At 31.4% G+C, this 20,455-nt stretch carries 19 protein-coding genes; 15 read left to right on the top strand and 4 right to left on the bottom strand.

What is annotated here, in order from left to right; translation table 11 throughout:
• The 5 genes from KQI88_RS12120 (at window position 1) to KQI88_RS12100 (ending at window position 3,144) form a co-directional block, all read left to right on the top strand.
• Window positions 1-753 (top strand): metal-dependent hydrolase, encoded by a 753-nt coding sequence (locus KQI88_RS12120; RefSeq protein ID WP_216417670.1) that lies wholly within the window; start codon window positions 1-3, stop codon window positions 751-753.
• A gap of 107 nt (window positions 754-860) precedes the next feature.
• Window positions 861-1,409: an ECF transporter S component gene (locus KQI88_RS12115; protein ID WP_216417668.1), complete on the top strand. Its 549-nt coding sequence runs from the start codon at window positions 861-863 to the stop codon at window positions 1,407-1,409.
• Window positions 1,381-1,797 (top strand): DUF1893 domain-containing protein, encoded by a 417-nt coding sequence (locus KQI88_RS12110; protein WP_216417666.1) that lies wholly within the window; start codon window positions 1,381-1,383, stop codon window positions 1,795-1,797. The genes KQI88_RS12115 and KQI88_RS12110 overlap by 29 nt, the downstream gene beginning before the upstream one ends.
• A 97-nt stretch (window positions 1,798-1,894) precedes the next feature.
• Complete coding sequence (locus KQI88_RS12105; protein WP_216417664.1) at window positions 1,895-2,212, top strand: hypothetical protein; 318 nt, start codon at window positions 1,895-1,897, stop codon at window positions 2,210-2,212.
• Window positions 2,213-2,274: 62 nt separating this feature from the next.
• Window positions 2,275-3,144: a CvfB family protein gene (locus KQI88_RS12100; RefSeq protein WP_216417662.1), complete on the top strand. Its 870-nt coding sequence runs from the start codon at window positions 2,275-2,277 to the stop codon at window positions 3,142-3,144.
• Between the two features lie 26 nt (window positions 3,145-3,170).
• On the opposite strand, the gene KQI88_RS12095 is transcribed toward KQI88_RS12100, so the two are convergent.
• On the bottom strand, window positions 3,171-4,541 hold the full coding sequence (locus KQI88_RS12095; protein WP_216417661.1) for an alanine/glycine:cation symporter family protein: 1,371 nt from the start codon (window positions 4,539-4,541) through the stop codon (window positions 3,171-3,173).
• Window positions 4,542-4,880: 339 nt separating this feature from the next.
• Here KQI88_RS12095 and mobA point away from each other — a divergent pair, with 339 nt between their 5' ends.
• Together mobA and KQI88_RS12085 are read left to right on the top strand one after the other, a co-directional pair.
• The gene (mobA, locus tag KQI88_RS12090; RefSeq protein ID WP_216417659.1) at window positions 4,881-5,483 is read left to right on the top strand and encodes a molybdenum cofactor guanylyltransferase; all 603 of its coding nucleotides are present in this window, start codon (window positions 4,881-4,883) and stop codon (window positions 5,481-5,483) included.
• Between the two features lie 57 nt (window positions 5,484-5,540).
• Window positions 5,541-5,885, top strand: coding sequence for an Asp23/Gls24 family envelope stress response protein (locus KQI88_RS12085; RefSeq protein WP_216417656.1), 345 nt, complete (start codon window positions 5,541-5,543; stop codon window positions 5,883-5,885).
• Window positions 5,886-5,950: 65 nt separating this feature from the next.
• Here the strand turns inward: KQI88_RS12085 and KQI88_RS12080 are convergent, their stop codons facing one another.
• Entirely contained in the window at window positions 5,951-6,403 is a 453-nt protein-coding gene (locus tag KQI88_RS12080) for a hypothetical protein (RefSeq protein ID WP_216417654.1), read from the bottom strand.
• 125 nt (window positions 6,404-6,528) lie between these two features.
• On the bottom strand, window positions 6,529-6,759 hold the full coding sequence (acpP, locus tag KQI88_RS12075) for an acyl carrier protein (protein WP_216417652.1): 231 nt from the start codon (window positions 6,757-6,759) through the stop codon (window positions 6,529-6,531).
• Between the two features lie 243 nt (window positions 6,760-7,002).
• On the opposite strand from acpP, the gene KQI88_RS12070 reads away from it, so the two are divergent.
• The 7 genes from KQI88_RS12070 (at window position 7,003) to KQI88_RS12040 (ending at window position 17,298) form a co-directional block, all read left to right on the top strand.
• Entirely contained in the window at window positions 7,003-7,929 is a 927-nt protein-coding gene (locus KQI88_RS12070; protein ID WP_246579272.1) for a cation diffusion facilitator family transporter, read from the top strand.
• A 143-nt stretch (window positions 7,930-8,072) separates the two neighbouring features.
• Window positions 8,073-9,698, top strand: coding sequence for a Na/Pi cotransporter family protein (locus tag KQI88_RS12065; RefSeq protein WP_216417650.1), 1,626 nt, complete (start codon window positions 8,073-8,075; stop codon window positions 9,696-9,698).
• 344 nt (window positions 9,699-10,042) lie between these two features.
• A complete protein-coding gene (locus KQI88_RS12060; protein WP_216417648.1) occupies window positions 10,043-10,966 on the top strand; it encodes a polysaccharide deacetylase family protein in 924 nt (307 codons plus the stop codon).
• Between the two features lie 342 nt (window positions 10,967-11,308).
• Window positions 11,309-12,133, top strand: a complete 825-nt coding sequence (locus KQI88_RS12055) for a cyanophycinase (RefSeq protein WP_216417645.1) — start codon at window positions 11,309-11,311, stop codon at window positions 12,131-12,133.
• Between the two features lie 175 nt (window positions 12,134-12,308).
• A complete protein-coding gene (gene cphA / locus KQI88_RS12050; protein WP_216417644.1) occupies window positions 12,309-14,957 on the top strand; it encodes a cyanophycin synthetase in 2,649 nt (882 codons plus the stop codon).
• Window positions 14,958-15,151: 194 nt separating this feature from the next.
• Window positions 15,152-15,877 carry an HAD family hydrolase gene (locus tag KQI88_RS12045; RefSeq protein WP_212376253.1) on the top strand — a complete coding sequence of 242 codons (726 nt, stop codon included), beginning with the start codon at window positions 15,152-15,154 and terminating at the stop codon, window positions 15,875-15,877.
• Between the two features lie 194 nt (window positions 15,878-16,071).
• Entirely contained in the window at window positions 16,072-17,298 is a 1,227-nt protein-coding gene (locus KQI88_RS12040) for an FprA family A-type flavoprotein (protein ID WP_216417642.1), read from the top strand.
• Window positions 17,299-17,330: 32 nt separating this feature from the next.
• Here KQI88_RS12040 and KQI88_RS12035 read toward each other — a convergent pair whose 3' ends face one another.
• On the bottom strand, window positions 17,331-18,386 hold the full coding sequence (locus KQI88_RS12035) for an FAD:protein FMN transferase (RefSeq protein WP_216417640.1): 1,056 nt from the start codon (window positions 18,384-18,386) through the stop codon (window positions 17,331-17,333).
• A 517-nt stretch (window positions 18,387-18,903) separates the two neighbouring features.
• Here KQI88_RS12035 and KQI88_RS12030 point away from each other — a divergent pair.
• Entirely contained in the window at window positions 18,904-20,436 is a 1,533-nt protein-coding gene (locus KQI88_RS12030; protein WP_216417638.1) for a stalk domain-containing protein, read from the top strand.
• Window positions 20,437-20,455: the final 19 nt, after the last annotated feature.

Raw genomic sequence — 20,455 nt, 5'->3', positions numbered from 1 at the left:
ATGTTAGGGAGAACTCATGTTACTTTAGGTCTGATGTTATCATTATTAGTAGTTCCACTTTTAGGGACCTCCTTAACTATTGGTAAATTTAACTTGCCTGCTATTATAGTGTCGATAATAGGAGCTTTATTACCAGACTTAGATATGGGGACATCTGCTTTGGGAGCTAAATTTGGTTTTATTAAGGCCAAGCATATAAAAAAAATATGGATTGCTATTTTAACTTTAACGTCAATTGTTACTATTATTTTTTTAAAGGATACTCCTGTTTTTTATGGCATTGCTTTTATAATTTTTTTAGGATTTGTATTTGCTGATAAATTTGCACGAAAAGGGTACTATACAATTAGAAACTTTGTACAATCTATAGTAGGGATATCGATTATTCTATTCTCTTACTACTATCAGCACTATGTTTTAGTTTTTGTCGGGATTATTCTAATTTTATTATTATTCAGTAAGCATAGGGGATTATCCCACTCTATTGTTTTTTTAGTCGGATCCACATTCGCGGTTAGAAAAATAAGCTTATTTTATGGAGATGTGGACTATAGTATGATTTTTGCAGTGAGTATGGTTAGTCATCTATTAGGAGATATGCTTACAAAATCAGGGATAGGACTTTGGGTACCTTTTAATGATAAACGCATTAAGTTTCCATACACTATAAAAACTGGTGGAAAAGTAGAAAAACTCATCTTTACAGGGGCTCTATTTGCAATATTTAATATATTAAAAGGGTTACAATTATAGATTGGATAGAGCCTTTATTTATGAAAAGAAAAAACAAGCTTTTTTGTTGAAATATTGTTATACTAATATAGTATAAACTATTATAATCCTACATAAGGGGTGATTTAATGAATATGATAAAAACTAAGAACATAGTAAATGGTGCAATGTGTATTGCACTAGGAGTACTGCTACCCCAGGTGTTTCATTTAGTAGGTGGTGCTGGGCCTGCATTTCTACCAATGCACATACCTGTTTTATTGGCTGGTTTTTTAGTTAGTCCAATTACAGGTTTATATGTAGGAATATTGACTCCAATTTTAAGTCATTTAATTACCGGTATGCCACCTATTGCACCAATACCTATGCTTCCGATTATGATATTTGAGTTATCTACATATGGATTTATTGCTGGTATATTATATAATAAACTAAAGATGAATGTATTTATATCTTTGGCTGGATCTATGTTGGCAGGTAGGATTACTTATGGATTTATTGTTTATATTATGCTCACATTTTTTCATGTTAAAATGGCAGGACCTATAGTTGCTGTAATAGGAGCTGTTAATAATGGTATATTAGGTATAATTCTTCAAATAGTATTTATACCTGTACTTGTAAAGTTATTGGAAGGGGAGTTAATTCATGTCAGATCGAATATTAGCCCAAAATAAACTGACGGAAGGAGAATATTCCTGTGTTTTAGTAAAGGATGGAAATATAATAATGACTTCCTACGATAAAGGAATTAAACCGTTACTTACTAAGCTAATAGAAGATGAAAAATTTTTAGAAAATGCCGTGTTAGCTGATAAGGTTATTGGAAAAGCAGCTGCTTTATTATCAATATTTGGTGGTATTAAGTCAGTATATGCCCATGTAATAAGTGATTGTGCTAAAATGATATTGGAGAAAAACGGAATAGATGTTGAATATAATCGTATTGTACCATATATTATGAATAAAGATGGAACAGATAAATGCCTTATGGAAAAACTTATCGATGATATAGAAGATCCAGCAGAAGCTTTTACAGTATTTAAGAATTTTTTTAAAGTATAGGGAAGTGTACTTTCTTATACTTTAAAAAACAGGCAAAAGCAGCTTTGCTGATTTTTTAAACAAATATGATAGCTACAGTTGGTAGGGAAGTGATAAAATGGGATGTTGTAAAGGTATAAAAAGAAATAAACAAGAAAATAAAAAATCATGTCCACTTTGTAATACCCTTGGAAATAATATTCACTATTTGGCTGTGGAGATGGTAGTAAAGGAAGATATAATTTCAGAAGTAACAAAGGAAGATTATTTTGTATGTATTAATAATAGCTGCGATGCTGTTTTTTATAATGAATCTGGCAACAGGATATTTTTAGCGCAGGATATAAATATGGGAGCAAATTTTGATGAAGTAACGAAACAATATGGTTGTAAATGTAATTCTGATAGTAAATGTGGAAGTTGTAATAATAAATAAAGTGTATTGAAGAAAACTATAATCATAATGAAGAAACTTAAGAAGAAAAAGAGGTGAAGTTATTGAAATTAAACGTGGGTAAGGTAAATAGGCTAAAAATATTTGAAATCGATCAAAGAGGTGCTCTGTTAAAAGGAGAAGATGGTGGTAAGGGTATTCTACTTTCTTTAAAAGAACTTCCTAATGATAAGATTGTAGGAGACTTTATAGATGCTTTCATTTATAGAGATTCCAATAATCGTTTGGCAGCTACTCTAAAAAAACCATATGGTGAAGTTGACGAAATTGCTTATCTTAAGGTTGTAGATGTAACTTCGATAGGTGGATTTTTAGATTGGGGTTTAGAAAAAGACTTGTTTATTCCTATGCGTGAACAGGTTTGTAAGATTCAGAAGGATAAATACTATCTAGTAAAGATTTATTTAGATAAAAGCGAAAGATTATGCGCAACTATGAAAATTGATAATGACTTAAAAACTCATCCATCCTATAAGCCAGGAGAAATGGTACAAGGTACAGTGTATGGATATAATCCTAGACTAGGTGCTTTTATTGCTGTTGATAATCAGTATTATGGATTTGCTCATATATCAGAGATATTTAATGATTTAAGAATAGGTGATAAATCAAGTTTTAGGGTTGTTAAAATTCGTGAGGATGGACGGGTAGACCTATCTACAAGACAAGTAGCCCATAGACAGATGGGTAGTGATGCGGAAGATATTTTACAAATTCTAGCTATTAGAAGAGGCTTTTTACCATTAAATGATAAAAGTGAACCTGAAGAAATAAAAAAATATTTATCTATTAGTAAAAATGCTTTTAAAAGAGCTCTGGGAAGATTATTAAAGGAGAAGAAGGTAATCCAGACAGATGAAGGAATTAAATTGTTAGTTAATGTAAAGATAAAAGAATTAGAAGAAAATGACTAAGTTTTAAAACTTAGTCATTTTCTTTGTTAATTATTCCCAAATTCTGATATATTTCCTTCGTCTAAGCTTTTTTCAAAGTCATTTGTAACATTTACAACTAAAGAGGTTAACCCTAGTAGAGCAATAATATTAGGTATAACCATTAGACCATTAAATGTATCTGCTAATTCCCATACTAGCTCAACCTTCATTGTAGTACCTACAACAATACATACTAAAACTAATGCTCTGTAAATATTGATTGCTTTTTTACCAAATAAGTATTTTATGTTAGATTCTCCAAAGAAATACCATCCTACTATAGTGGATAAAGCAAAGAAGAATAAACAGACTGCTACAAATGAATTACCAAAGCTACCAAATCCTTTTACAAATCCTTCTTGAGTTAATAATATTCCGTTGTTTCCAGAGTAAAGGCTACCACTTGTTAAAATTACTAGAGCGGTTAATGTACAGACAACTCCAGTATCTATTACAACCCCCATAGTTGCCACTAGTCCCTGTTGTGCTGGGTGTTTCACCTTAGCTATAGCATGGGCATGAGGAGTAGATCCCATTCCTGCTTCATTGGAGAAAAGCCCTCTTGCGATACCATAACGAAAGGCTCCTTTTACTGTTGAACCTAAAAATCCTCCCGCTGCTGCCATCGGGGTAAATGCGCTTTTAAAAATTAATTGAAATGATGGTCCAATTTGGTTAAAGTTTGTTAAAACAATAACTAAGCTTCCTAAAATATATAAGGCTGCCATAATAGGTACTATTTTTTCAGTAAAGGATGCTATTCTTCCTATTCCTCCAATCGTAATAAGACCTACTATAAAGGCAATGATTATACCAGTTACAAGCTTGTTCATATTAAAAGCGCTGTATGCAGCTTCTGCTATAGAGTTTGACTGCACCATATTCCCCATAAATCCTAGAGCTAAGACTATTGCTATTGCAAAAAAACCTGCTAAAAATTTACTACCTAAGCCTTTACGAATATAATAGGCTGGTCCACCTGTAATTTCACCGTCTACTCTTTCTGTATGGATTTGAGCTAATATAGCTTCTGCAAATATAGTACCCATCCCGAAAAAAGCGCTAATCCACATCCAAAAGACTGCACCAGGACCTCCGGTTGCTATTGCGGTAGCAACTCCAGCTAAGTTACCTGTTCCTACTTGAGCAGCTATTGCAGTTGTTAAGGCCTGATATGAAGACATACCATCTTCGTTAGCCTTAGAGCTTTTTTTAAACATACCTCCAAAGGTTTCGTTCCAAGCAAGCTTAAACTTTCTAACTTGAATTACACGAAGCTTAATAGTAAATAAAATTCCAGTACCTAGAAGGAAAAATAACATAATAGGTCCCCATAAAACGCCATTAATTTTACTAATGATTTGTAATAAGTCCATCTAATAGCCTCCCCTTAGTTTAAAATTGTTTAATAGGTGCTTGCTGAAATAAAGTAAGAAATTATGTCTATGCACTTTTCAAGTTTATAGTATAATATCGTTAAAAAAATATCAAGTGTAAAATACTTTAACTAAATCTATTTAATCTGAAATAGCTATGAAAACATACAATTATCAGCCTATATTATAATGATTTATATAAAATATGATTTTAGTAATAATTAAAATTGGAATATCTATGATATAATAGATTAGAAGCAGTAATCAATTATCTATTTTTAATAAGGGTTATAAATATGTTTTAAATTATAATTGTAGCTAAATAAGGGGATGATAATTATGATTTATAGCAGGGTTACTGCTGTTGTATTAGCTGGGGGTAGAAGTATAAGGATGGGTCGGAATAAAGCACTACTTAAGCTTGGTAATAAGACCATGATAGAAAGAGTGGTAGAGCCACTACAAACAATATTTGAAAATATAATTATAGTAACTAATATGCCAAAAGAATATCCTATGCTGAAAAAAGTAAAATTTGTTAGTGATTGTGTAGATATGGAAGAAAAAAATTCTTTAGTTGGACTATACTCAGGGTTAATAGAAAGTAAAACAGACCACATATTTGTTATAGCATGTGATATGCCTTTTATTAATACTAAATTAAGTGAATATATGGTTGACTTATTACAGGATGAAGATGTTATAATTCCTTTTGTAGATGGATACTATCAACCACTCTATGCAATATATGGTAAGAGATGTATACCGGAGTTTGAAAAATTGTTTCAAAGAAGGTGGTATAAGATTATAGATGCTTTTCAAGATTTAAAGATTAGAAAAATAACTAGAGAAGAGATTTTAGAACTAGATTCTTCTATGTTATGTTTTGAGAACATTAATACTTACGATCAGTATTTACAACTAAAAGGCGTTTTTGATTAAAATGATTGAATATTTCAACTATATAAAATAACATACTATTATATTGGAGGTAAAATTATGGAGGTTGTTTCTGGACAAGGGAAAATAAGAATTTCTAATGATGTTATTATGCTAATTGCTAAGAAATCAGTAGAGGAAGTAGAAGGAGTTGTTTCATTTAGTGGTGGACTGCCTGTAGGCATAATGGAGTTTTTCAGTAAAAATACTGCTACGAAAAAAGGAGTAAAGATTAAAAATGAAGAAACTCAAGTAGTTATAAATCTTTCAGTAGTAGTGAAATATGGAGTTATTATTCCTGAAGTGATAAAAGCAGTACAAGACAAGGTAAAGAAGTCTATTGAAGCCATGACGGATATTGGAGTGGGAAAAGTGAACGTATTTGTTCAAGATATTCAATTATAAATAAAACAGGAATAAATAATAAAGAAACAGGCTCATTTAGAGCCTGTTTCTTTATTATTTATTCCTTAGCAATCTTCCATACGATGCTTACAATAGCAATGCATCATTTTGTGTCTATATGCTTCGGTTTTGTTCATTGCAGCCATGTACATATGCATACAGTACATTTTTTCCATGTGATGGAGCATTTCTTCATCACATTCTTCCACTGGCATAGGCATAGGGAATGGATGAGGCATACCATGCATTGGCGGACAAGGCATAGGCATTGGTGGACAAGGCATAGGCATTGGCATTGGGTCAGGCATAGGGTATGGATGAGGCATACCGTTCATTGGTGGACAAGGCATTGGCATTGGTCTAGGCATAGGACAAGGCATAGGCATTGGTTCAGGCCAAGGCATTGGCATCGGTTCAGGCATAGGACATGGATGAGGCATACCGTTCATTGGCGGATAAGGCATTACCATATCTTCATCGTTACAACCACATAACATGTTATTTTCAAATATTTCCATAAAATAGCCTCCTCAACTAAAATATAATTAACTCCTTTAATTACAAGATATGTAGCGAGGATGAGTTTTGTTACTTTTTTAAACAATAAAAAAGTAGTATGCTCGTAAGCAATACTACTTTTAAACTATTTATTAGCTTCTACGTATTCAACTATATCTCCGATATTTTTAAAGCTTTCAGCTTCTTCATCAGGAATTTCTACACCAAACTCGTCTTCAATAGCCATAATGATTTCTACTGCGTCTAAAGAGTCAGCTTCTAAATCACTCATTAGAGAAGTCGTAGAAGTTATAGACTCAACATCATCAATACCTAATTGATCAGCAACAATTTCTTTAACTTTTTGTAATACCATATGTAATTCCTCCTTAATATACTTTACTTATTTATTATTATAATCAAAAAGTCCAATTTTAGAATACCATAAAACATTTTGTTTGTGTATATATTATTTATTAAAAGTTTAATAAATATGGATCTTATTATCAATTGAAAATAAAAACCGAATACAAAATATTGATTTTTAAGGGTTTACAAATTAAATATAGTTGCATATAATGATCATATATATTTCAATTGATAATGGGAGGTCTTATTTATGATGAATGAAAAACAATCTAAAACTAAGGAAATTAATAGAATAATAATTATAACTATTATTCTAAATATATTGTTGCTAATTATTAAGGTAGCAGCAGGAGTACAATCTAATAGTACTGCATTAATAGCTGATGGCCTTCATTCTGGGTCTGATGTAATAACATCTATAGGAGTTATTATAGGAATAGCAATGGCTCAAAAACCTAGAGATGAAATGCATCACTATGGTCATGAAAAGATCGAAGTAATAGTAACGTTTATATTGGCAATAATACTGATTTATATAGGTGGGAAAATTGGATACAGTGCACTTATAGCTATAATAAAAAAGGAACAGGTATATTTTAGTTATTTTGCTCTGTTTGCAGCTTTCATCTCCATAATTATTAAGGAAATACAATATCAGGTTTCATTTAGAGTAGGTAATAGGGAGCAAAGCACCGCTTTAATAGCTGATGCATGGCATCATCGTTCAGATGCGCTTTCTTCAATAGCTTCATTCATTGGAATATTAGGAGCAAAGTACGGAGTATATATTTTGGATGCTTTAGCAGGTTTAGTTGTTTCCGCAATCGTAATAAAAGTTGGTATTCAAATATTTATAGATTGCTTTCAACAACTAATAGATGTATCTATACATCTTGATGAAATAGATAGTGTAAAGGAAATTATAATAAATGAAGCTTATATTAAGAACGTAAGTGATATACGAACTCGTAAGCATGGATCAAAGGTTTTTGTGGATATTAGAATATGTGTTGATCCTCACATTAACGTATACGAAGGACATGAGATTGCAGAAAGGGTGGAAAGTATAATTAAGACAGAAATAGCAAATATAAAGGATGTAATTGTACATGTGGACCCATATTGTGCTAATAGCGAAGACGGGCTAAATTGCAAAGGAAATAGTTGTGATTGTTAAATAGATTAACACTGTGTTAAATTATTTAACATGGATTTAACATTCCCATAACATTTCATTAACCAAAAGAATAATCCAATGCATTACTATAATGAAGGATATATTATACTAATAGACAAAATGTTGTGATGGGAGGATTTTTAATGGAAATCTTTTTTGGTATAGTTGGAGGGCTGGGGTTATTTCTTTATGGAATGACTATTATGAGTACGGGACTTCAGAAGGCTGCAGGTAATAAGTTAAAATCTATTATTAGCATGCTTACTAGTAATAGATTTATGGCTGTTACTGTTGGTGCTATTATAACTATGATCGTTCAAAGTAGTAGTGCTACTACTGTTATGGTAGTTGGTTTTGTTAATGCTGGAATGATGAATCTGGCTCAAGCTGTAGGAGTTATTATGGGATCTAACATTGGGACAACCATCACAGCTCAAATAATTACATTTAAAATTGATAGATATGCACCACTTATTATAGGACTTTCTGTAGCAGTTTGGTTATTCACTAATAATCGAAAGGTTAAACAGTTTGCAGAAGCCTGTATTGGTTTTGGTATTTTATTTTTAGGTATGAAATTTATGGGAGATGCATTAAAACCACTAGGAGAATATGAAGGCTTTAGAAATCTTTTAATAAGCTTTGGCCAACATCCATTTTTAGGTATTTTAGCTGGATTTGCGATTACAGTGGCTGTTCAAAGTAGTAGTGCATCTACAGGTATACTATTGGCTTTATCTTCTCAAGGACTAATTCCTATTTCATCGGGATTACCTATTTTATTTGGTATTAATATTGGTACAACTATAACAGCGGTACTTTCAAGTATAGGGGCTAACCGTACTGCTAAAAGAGCTGCAGCAATTCATGTTATGTTTAATCTGTTTGGAACTATAATCTTTATTGTTTTATTGCAAAGACCATTATATTGGGCAGTTAATATGATAGACCCAGGAACTACTGCATATGCTGTTTCAAGACAAATTGCCAATGCTCATACAATATTTAATATTGTAAATACAATTATTATGTTCCCTTTTATTGGGTTACTAGTTAAACTTGCTACTAAGATTATTCCTGGAGAAGAAGATAAAGGAGAAGGAATTAAATATATTGATGAACGTATTTTAGAGACACCTCCAATCGCTTTAGCTAGTGCTATGAAAGAGACTCTTCATATGGGTAATGTGGCTAGAGAATCTTTAGAAAGTGCACTAGAAGGATTTTACAATAAAAATCAAAAGAAAATAGACGAAACAATGAGGATAGAAAAAGTAGTTAATGAAATGGAACGAGAACTTGCTGCATACTTAGTAAAATTATCTAATACTGATATTTCTGTGGAAAACAGAGAAACTGTAGATGGACTTTTTAATACAATCAATGATATTGAAAGAGTAGGAGATCATGCTGAAAACTTAGCAGAGTTGGCCCAATTTACTATAGATAATCATTTGGCGTTTTCTGAAACAGCTATAGATGAATTAAGACAGATGTCTGGGTTAGTTTTACAGGCATATATAGACTCTCTAACAGCCTTAAAGTCTTTAGACGGGGGATTAGCTATGAAGGTAGTTAAAACTGAAGGACGTATAGACTATTTAGAGAAGACTTTAAGGGCAAACCATATTGGTAGATTAAGTGCCCAACAATGTATTCCAAGTTCAGGTATTATCTTTTTAGATATCATTAGTAATTTAGAGCGTATTGCAGATCATGCCTCTAACATTGCTATGGCTGTAATGGATAAAATTAAAGCTGTAAAGTAGTTTGGTTTGTTAACCATACTTTAACCTTTTAACTAATTATTAAGGTCCATGGGGATTTTCTTACCTATGGACCTTATCTTTTAAAAAGATTTCAAGGGTTTTTAAGATTACTAATTAATTAGTAATCTGTAGATTGGCAGTATTTTAGACACTTGAATTTTTTAAAATATAGATTAATAAATTAAGTAAAGTAGCAGTTTATGCGACAGCATTTGACGTATTTTACCATGTCTATTGTTACGGTTTTGTAATTCCTTTCGACAATTATTCCCTTATAATAGTAATTGAAATAATTATTATAATTACTTACATAAGTTAATGTAAGTTAAGGGGGAAGGACTAGAATGAAAAAATGGATATTCGGTATTGTCGTAGTAAGTATTTTAAGTATGTTATTTGTAGGCTGCACAACAGTTGGTGCAGTAAAACTCCCGGTCGATTTAAATGATGATGAAAAGCAAATCGAAAATATTGCTCCGGATAAGATTGAAGATATAGATGATAATAAAATAAAGGATGAAGAAAAAACAAATCAAGATGAAATAAATGTAGAAATTGAAACAGATGAGAAAAATAATAATGATAAAATTAATGATACAGCTAATCAATCAGAAAGTGAAAATAAAGCAGACCAAGATAAAAAAACAGACATTGTAGATTCTAAAATTCATTACTCAGGGGACGGTAGCAAAAAGTTAGTTGCTCTTACCTTTGATGATGGACCAGAATCCAAATATACTTCACAAATTATGGATATATTAGATCAATATGATATTAAAGCTACATTCTTTGTTATAGGACAAAATGCTGAAAAATATCCTGAAGTATTAAAGAGCATTCATGAAAAGGGTCATGAAATAGGTAACCATAGTTGGAGTCATAAATATTTGCCAAAGCTATCGAAGCAAGAAGTAGAAAAGGAGATATTAATGACTGAGGAATTGATAACAGATATACTAGGAGAGCATAGTGCAGTATTAAGACCGCCCTATGGTGCACTTAAAAAACAAGGAATAGAATTTGTTAACTCTTTAGGATATAACGTTGTTAACTGGTCAGTAGACACTAGAGATTGGGCTGGAACATCGGGTGAACAGATGATGAAATATGTTCAGCAGCAATTAAAGCCGGGTGGGATTGTTTTAATGCATAATGGAGGTAATCCAAAATCAGTAAAAAACACTGTAGATACATTACCCCAAATGATAGAGTGGATTAGAGAACAGGGATATGAATTTGTTACTGTTTCTGAGATATTAGATTTATAAAATTTTAAAAAAATAAATCCTTTTTAAGGATTTATTTTTTTTTATAAAAATGTAGAAAATTAAATGAAAAATAACTTTAAATTATAAAAATTGAATATTTGAATCATTATGGGAGAAAATAAAAATAGTTTGATCTTCGGTGTGCTGCTAAGAAGTTCTACTTTTTATAAGTGAGAGATCAAACATTACATCCTCGAAATAAAAGTCGTTTGATGCTATCGCATCGACTCCTGTAGTACTTGAAATTTATGCTAAATTTTCAGGTGCTCAAGGTGCAATTAATATTTAGGTGGAGTTAAAACTCCATCTGAATCAAGTTTTCTTTATCGAAAGGGGTATATTATGGCTAAAAAAGAAAAAACAAGATTGATAATTATCGGTGGTGGCGAAGATAAAAGGGCTGATAAGGAAATACTTAAGGAAATTGTTTATTTATCTGGCGAAAAAAATGCCCATATTGCTGTAGTTACCACAGCTACAAACTACCCTTTAGAGGTTGGAGAAGAATATAAAAGGATTTTTTATGAATTAGGTGCAGATAAAGTAGAAACAATTAATATTGTATGCAGAAAGGAAGCGAATAGAAGGCAAATAACTAGAACTTTGGAAGGAACAACTTGTATTTTTTTTGTTGGTGGAGATCAACTTAGAATTTCAAGTATACTAGGAGGAACAGAATTTCATAATCATATTAAACGTAGGTTAGAAGAAGGAGTAATTATTGCTGGAACCAGTGCAGGTGCTTCTATGATGAGTGAGGTAATGGTAGTAGAGGGAGAGGAAGAGGATGCCCCGAGAAAATGCACTTTAAAAATGGCTCCTGGAATGGGTTTGTTGGAAGAGGTAATAATTGATCAGCATTTTAACCAAAGAGGTAGGATAGGAAGACTGTTAGGAGCTGTTGCGCAAAATCCGCAAACTATTGGTATTGGAATAGATGAAGATACGGCAATTATAGTTAGTGAGACAAGAGAAATAAGTGTAATAGGTTCTGGTGTAGTAACTATAGTTGATGGCAGAGAAATTGACTACACTAATATTTCGGAACAATATCCTAATGAACCTTTAGCTATTACTAATGTTAAAATTGATATTTTGCCAACAGGATATGGATATAATCTATTGAATAGACAAGCAATTACCCAGTTTGACATAGATAAAAAATAATATAATAGTATACAACAAAGTATTCTTTAAAAAGATTTGAAAGTTAATATTCTTGAAATACATTACGGAAATTATAGCTTATCAACAATTTCGTAGGGTACATAATTTCCTATGTGTGATAAAGTAATTCATACTAAAATAAATGGTGACCTAAATTGTTTGAGGAGGACCGTAAATGAAATTATTAAGTATTAGGGTATATTCCGGGAGAAATATATATAGTCATTGGCCTGTAGTTAGGGCAGATGTAGATTTAGGTAAATATGTGGATATACCAACTTGTGACATAGAAAATTTTAATGAGAGGCTCCTATCTATGTTGCCAGGATTAAAAAAACACAAATGCTCTAAGGGTTATATTAATGGATTTTATGAAAGGCTAGAAAGAGGAACTTATTTAGCGCATGTAATGGAGCATATGGCCTTGGAGATTCAAAATATATTAGGATATGATCTGAAATTTGGAAAAACAAGATACTTACGAGATGATACAGTATATTTCATGGTGTTTTCTTATATTAATGAGATTGTAGGATTAGAATCTGCAAAACTAGCTTTTGATATAATAGACAGTTTGCTAAATAATAAGGAAATAGATATAAATGAACGTTTATTCTATATTCAAACAAAGGCCAATGAAAATGAACTAGGACCTAGTACATCGGCTATTGTTGAAGAAGCACAAAAAAGGAAAATACCTACAATGCGTATTGGTGAAAATAGCATAGTACAGTTAGGATATGGCAAGTACCATAAAAAGATACAGGCTACTATGACAGATCAAACTAGTTGTATGTCAGTAGATATAGCATGTGACAAGGAACTTACTAATTATATTTTAAGAGCTCATGGGTTGCCAGCGCCAGAAGGTAAGGTTGTTACTACTTTAGATGAAGCTATTGTTGAAGCGGAGAAATTAGGACTACCTGTAGTTGTAAAACCTTATAATGGTAATCAAGGCAAAGGGGTTTCTTTAAATCTTTCTTCTAAGCTTGAAATAGGTAGAGCTTTTAAAATAGCTAAACAGTATAGTGACAGAATTTTAATAGAAAAATTTGTTGACGGAAAACACTATAGAATCGCAGTAGTAGGAAATGAAGTAATTGCAGCTTCAGAACGAATAGCAGCTCATGTCATAGGTAATGGTATTAATACTATTAAGGAGCTTATAGACATAGAAAATAGAAATCCATTAAGAGGAGAAGGTCATCAAAAACCTTTAACTAAAATTAAAATTGATGATGTTATGCTCTTGATTCTAGATAAAGTAAAAATGAATCTTACCAGTATACCCAAGGATGGAGAAATAGTTTATCTTAGAGAAAACGATAATTTAAGTACAGGTGGAATCGCCATAGATGTTACAGATGATGTACATCCTAATAATATTAAATTAGCATTAAGGGCAGCTCAAATTATAGGACTTGATGTAGCTGGTATTGATATTACTACTAAAGATATTAGTAAATCTATTGTAGAAAATGATGGTGTTATTATTGAGGTGAACGCTTGCCCAGGCATAAGAATGCATCATTATCCTTCTAAGGGTCAGCCACGAAATGTAGCAAAAGCTATTGTTGATTTATTATTTCCACCTGGAGCTAAGCACTCTATACCTGTAATATCTGTCACTGGTACTAATGGAAAGACTACAACAACAAGAATGATCGCAAAAATACTTAGAAGTAATAATATGACTGTTGGTATGACTAGTACGGGTGGCATATATATTAATGATGATCTAATGGTACAAGGAGATACTACAGGACCTAGAAGTGCAGAAGTTGTTTTAATGGATAAAAATATAGATGTAGCTATTTTAGAGACAGCCAGAGGCGGTATAGTAAATAAAGGATTAGGATATGACCTAGCGGACGTTGGAGTAATTACTAATATTGGAGATGACCATATAGGAATAGATGGTATAAATACATTAGAAGATATGGCCGATGTTAAATCTCTTATTGTAGAATCTGTTAAACCAGATGGATACTCTGTAATAAATGGAGACGATATCTATGCTGAAAGAATTGCTAAAAGGGCTAGAGGTAATATTATTTATTTTTCTCAAAATCCTGATAATAAGTTAATAACTCAGCATAAATACAATGGAAAAAAAGCAGTATATTTAAAAGAAAATATTATTTATATATTTAACGGAGAGAAAGAATTACCAGTAATTAATATTGAAAATATACCTGCTACCTTTGGTGGGGCTTTGGAACATAACATAGAAAATAGTTTGGCAGCAGTAGCTGTTAGCTATGGCATTGGAATTGACACGACCATTATTAGTAAAGGACTAAGCGAATTTCATACAGATGCTACTAATAATCTTGGCAGATTTAATGTATTTGAAGTTGCAGACTTTAAAGTTATAATTGATTATGGTCATAATATTGGTGGCTACAGTAGAGTGCTTAGTGGACTAAAGAAAATGAAAATCAATAAATTGATTGGTGTAATCGGTGTGCCGGGTGATAGGACAGATATAAGTATTTTAAAAGTAGGAGAGTTATCTGGTAAATCCTTTGATCAAGTTTATATAAAAGAAGATAAAGATTTGAGGGACAGAAAACCGGGAGAAGTGGCCGAACTATTAAGGAAAGGGTGCATGTTAGGAAAACTAACAGATCAACAAATTACTATAGAGCTAGATGAAAAAGAAGCCTTAATTAAAGCAATGGAAAATGCTGAAGCCGGAGATACTATTATTGTATTTTATGAAGATTATCAGCCTTTGTATGATGCAATTAAAGATTTTAAGGCAAAATTAACATCTGATATAATAAATGAAATACCTGCAGTAGTTGGTAAGGTGTAAAAAGTATTCTGTTAAATGCTATAGGATTATAGGGACGAATTTTATATTCGTCTCTTTTTGATATTAGGAGTTTACATGATAAAATAGTTAACATATACTAAATAAAATAATAGATATACCTACTAAGGGTTTAATAGTCCTTAGATATGTGTATTAATAAATAATATACTTTTTACGTAGAGAGAAGGGATAAAATGAAAAATATAGGTGTGTTTTTTGATATTGATGGAACTCTATATAGAGATTCTTTAATGGTGGAACATTTCAAGAGTTTAATAAAGTATGAAGTAATAGATCCTATTATTTGGCATACACTTGCTAAAAATGCATTTCATGATTGGGATATGAGGCAAGGAAATTATGATAATTATTTAAATGAAGTATCTCAAATATATCTTAAATCTATGAAAGGTCTAAATAGAAATTACATGGACTTTATATCAAATCAAGTAATAAATTTAAAAGGCGATAGAGTGTATCGTTTTACTAGAGATAGAATTAACTGGCATAAATCTCAGGGTCATAAAGTTGTTTTTATTTCGGGTAGTCCAGATTATTTAGTATCAAAAATGGCAGAAAAATATGGAGTAGCTGATTATCGTGGAACAGAATATATAGTAGATGAAAATAATAATTTTACTGGTGAAATTATTCAAATGTGGGATTCAGACAGTAAGCACACAGCTATTATGGAATTTGTTGATAAATATAATATCGATTTAGATAAAAGCTATGCATACGGCGATACAAATGGAGATTTTTCTATGCTAAAGCTAGTTGGTAGTCCTATTGCAATTAATCCTGCTAGAGAACTACTACAAAATATTAGAAATGATAGAGAATTGCGTAAAAAGGCTACAATAATTATTGAAAGAAAAGATGTAATTTATAAATTAACTGCCGATGTGGAATTTTTATAGTATATAAAGTATTACAAATGCAACAGGATAATTTGAGTACCTGAAATTTTTTAATTAAGTTTTAAAATTTAAGTGCACCATGAGTTGATTCGATATCATCGGAGAATTTTTTGATTGCAATCACAGTTTTATTATTTAATCTCCTTTATAATTAAGTCATAAGAAGCAGTTAAAATATTAAGGAGGAGATTTAAATGACAAATAAATTAGAAATTGCAAAAAATAGTTATTGGGTAGGTTATGTAGATGATAGAAAAGTTCCTTTCCATAGATTAATATTAGAAAAAGGAACAACATATAATAGCTACTTATTAATGACAGAAAAACCAACTGTAATAGATACTGTTGATATAGAGTTTGGTAGAGTATATGTTGAAAAATTAAGTAAGATAATAGATCCGAAAGAAATAGAATATATAGTTATAAATCACGTAGAGCCAGACCATGCTGGAGCACTTCCGGCCCTAGCTGCAAAGGCGCCAAATGCTAAAATTGTTACTACAGCGTTAGGAGCGGAAGAACTAAAGGATATGTTTAAATTACACAATAGGGAATTTATAATTATAAAAGATGGAGATAAATTAGATATAGGTGGAAAAACTCTACAATTCTTCGAAACACCTTATCTTCATACAGAAGAAACTATGATTACCTACTGTATTGAAGATAAAATACTTTATCCTTGCGATCAATTTAGTACACATATTGCAACATATGAACTGTTTAATGACCTAGCAAAAGAAAATTATATGGATGATTTTGAAGTATACTACAAACTAATAATGCATCCACATCGTCCTTATGTACAAGATATGATAGAAAAAATAAAAGAATTAGATATAGAAATGATTGCACCTTCTCATGGATATATTTTAAGAGAAAATGCACAAAGTTTTATAAAGGCATATAATATAATGAGTCAACCAAGTGATGAATCTAAGAAAGCACTAATTTTATTTAGTACTATGACTGGAAATACAACTAAAGTTGCCAAACTAATTGGAGAAGGTTTAGAAGATAAAGGAATAGAACACCGTATAATAAACACAAAAAATGCAAGCAATGAAGAGATAAAGGAAGCTATTATGGCAGCAGATGCTATATTCTTTGGTAGTTCTACACGATATGCAGATATGGTAGGAAATATAGAAGAAGTATTAAAGGATATTAAAGATATGAATTTAAGTAATAAACTAGCTATAGCTTTTGGTTCCTATGGGTGGAGCGGTGAAGCTGTACAGGTGGTTCATGACTATCTATTAGAATCAAATATGAAGGTTATTGACTCTTCATATATTATAAAAACTACAGGAATGGACCATGTTCAACTACCTTTAAGAGTAAAATTTGTTCCAGATGAAAAAGAACAAAATAGAATAATGGAAGTAGGAAGAGTTATTGGAGATTTACTTTTAGCTTAGTATTAAATATGGGAGCCTATAGGCTCCCATATTTAATTAACTATTTTAAAGTTATTATCTAATATTTCAACTGCGTCTTTTAACCCTGAAGAAACATATACTTGTCTGTCTTTAGTAATTAGCAAACCTTCTACACCTGGACGACTTTCTATTAATTTTAGTCCCTCATCTAAACCTAATATAAAAGAAGCGGTTGAAAGGACATCTCCATCTATAGACTTATCTGAAACGATAGTTACACTTACTAGACCATTATTTGCTGGAATGCCGGTTTTTGGATCTATAATATGGTGGTACCTTACTCCGTTTTCAATAAAGTATCTTTCATAATCTCCGGAAGTAACTACAGATTTATCAGATATAGAAATACGAGCAATGGAATTACTCGATCCAATCTCAGGATTATTAATACCAATTCTCCACTTGCTACCATCGGTTTTTGTACCTAGGGCATATACATCTCCACCTAAATTAACAACGCCGCTTTTAATTCCATTTTCTTTTAAAATACGAATACTTTCATCAACCGCATATCCTTTTGCAATACCACCTAGATCCACTAATATTTTAGGATCCTTAATAAAAGCAGTATTATTTTCCTTTGAAACTTCCAGTTTATTTAAGTCTATATGTTTTTTTGCATCTGCTATTTCTTCTGATGTAGGAACCTTTTGCCAATCTTTTCCTATCCCCCAAAGCTCTATTAGTGATCCAAGACCAATATTAAAAGCCTCTTTAGTTATAGAAGAATATTCAAGACCTTCTAACAGTACTTCCATAGTAGAAGGATTAACAGCTATAGATTCAACCCCAGCTTTTTTGTTCATATTATATACATCGCTGCCTTCTATAGAAGTGCTCATTAGATTTTCAATTTCCTTTATGCGATCATAAGCCTTAGAAATAGCTTCATTCCCTTCCTTTTCAGAATTACTATAGGCACTAATTGATCCAAAGGTACCTAAAATTAACTGCTCCTGTTTAACAAGGGTTAATTCTTTAGATGATTTATTAGAAGTACAGCCTGCTAATGTTATAGATATTATTAGAAATAATAGCAATATGTTTGATTTTTTATTGTTTATCATCTTATTACACCTCTTCTATAAAGATTCTTATTAATTATATCAACTGATTAATTATATCAATTGGTTTAAAAAAAGTAAAGAATAGTAAAATATCAATATAAAAGGATGAGAGATGTTATTTATTGTCAATAAAAAAACAAATTATAATCTACTAATAGAAAAGTTAATGTATAAATCGTTATTTAAATATCTATTGATAACATATACAGGAAATTATATGTTATTATCTGTAAACAACTATAAAAAGACTTAATTTTAATACTATTTTTAAAATAATATGTAGAATAAAACTACCACTCTATTATATTTCTTGAAATATAGCGGTTAAATTTAAAATGATCTCTACAGAAAGTGAGTAAAAAATACCAAAATATAGTTGCGCTGGTAATAAAAAAGATGTAAAATAATTATAAAGTGATAAGTTATTAATTTAACATTTTTATTTAGTAATAATAATTGTTAAATTAACGATTATTATTTAGCAAGCAGAATAATATTATTAAAGGGGAGATTTTTAATGAAAAAAGCTTGGGTATTAGCGTTAGCGGCATTGCTAGCTTTACCATTAGTAGTACCAACAAATGTAAATGCTGCAGATCCAGCACCAGCATTAGAGGGTCCTGGAGTTAAAAGTGCTGTTGTTTTCAATAATGGGGAAAAACTTACTTTGGAAGAAAAGACCACAATTAAAGGTGGACGTGTATTTGTTCCTCTAAGAGAGTTAACTGAAAAATTCGGTCTACATCTTAAATACGATGCAGCTACAAATACTGCATATATTTTGGACAAAGAAGATGCAACACTTGCAAAGGCTGAAAAGGGTGAATCTATGAACCTTTTTAGAAACGATGTAAAGCTTGAAACGATTGTAGATACTAACGCAGAAAACAAAGCCTTTGTTTCAGCTGTTGATTTTGCAGAAGCTTTAGGAAGATATTACTATGAAGATACATTAAGTAATAGCTTATACATGTTTGATGATGCAGCTCCGATGAAAGATGGGGAATATGTAGCTGTTGGCTTAGCAAGTAGAGGATGGGTTCCACAAGTTAACTTAACCGTTAAAGGTGGAAAAATTGAATCTGTAGTTTACAACGAGTATAATGCTGAAGGAAATGGTAAAAAAACTGACGAAGCTTATAATACAAGCTGGCAAGCAAAGTATCCAGAAGTAATCCTTTCAGAAAAGATAGATACATTACAAAGTGATTTAGTTGCTAAGCAAGATCCAAACAAAGTAGATGTAACAACTGGTGCGACAGGAACTCATCAAAGCTTTGTAGCTTTAACTAAAAAGGCAATGGCTCAAGCTAAAGCTGCAAGTGTAAGCAAAGCAGTAAACTTTGATTATAAAGACGGTAAATATGTTGTTGTTGGATTAACGGATTCTAGGGGATGGACACCACAAGTTGACATGGAAGTTAAAGATGGAAAAATTATTTCTGTAGAATATACAGCACTTAATGATAAAGGTGAAAGTAAAAGATTAGATGGAGCAGGATATGTAACTAATTGGAAAAATAAATATGAGGGTGTAGACCCAGTTGCAATTATTGCTGAAAGAGAAGCTCAATTAATTAAAACTCAAGATCCAAACATGGTAGATGTAGCAACAGGTGCTACAGGCTGGGGAGATGACTTAAAGCTTTTCACAGTTGGAGCATTAAATCAAGCTAGAATGTCTGACATCGAAGTAACAGAAGGTTCTACTATTTATGTATTCCATGGTGAACCTACAGCTAAGAGTGCATATTATATACAGTTATTAGCTCTTGCTAAAGATAATAAAATTGTAGATGTAGATTATGTAGAATATCAAACAGGATCAGATTTGGCTAAGCCTCACAACCCAACTTATATTCAAAATTGGGCTAATAAAACACCTGATGTACTTCAAGGAAGAAATCAATTAGATATCAAAGAGGAAATGCAAAACTTCCTATTAAACAACAAAACTGTTGAAGGAATCGATACTATTACAGGGGCTTCTAACTGGAGAAAAGGTATCGTAGAATTAGGACCTAAAGCAGTAAAAATGATTGAAAAATAACATATTACTATCTAATGAA

Source organism: Alkaliphilus flagellatus (assembly GCF_018919215.1).
Lineage (GTDB): Bacteria > Bacillota > Clostridia > Peptostreptococcales > Natronincolaceae > Alkaliphilus_B > Alkaliphilus_B flagellatus.
This window is presented reverse-complemented; position numbering and strand designations above follow the sequence as displayed.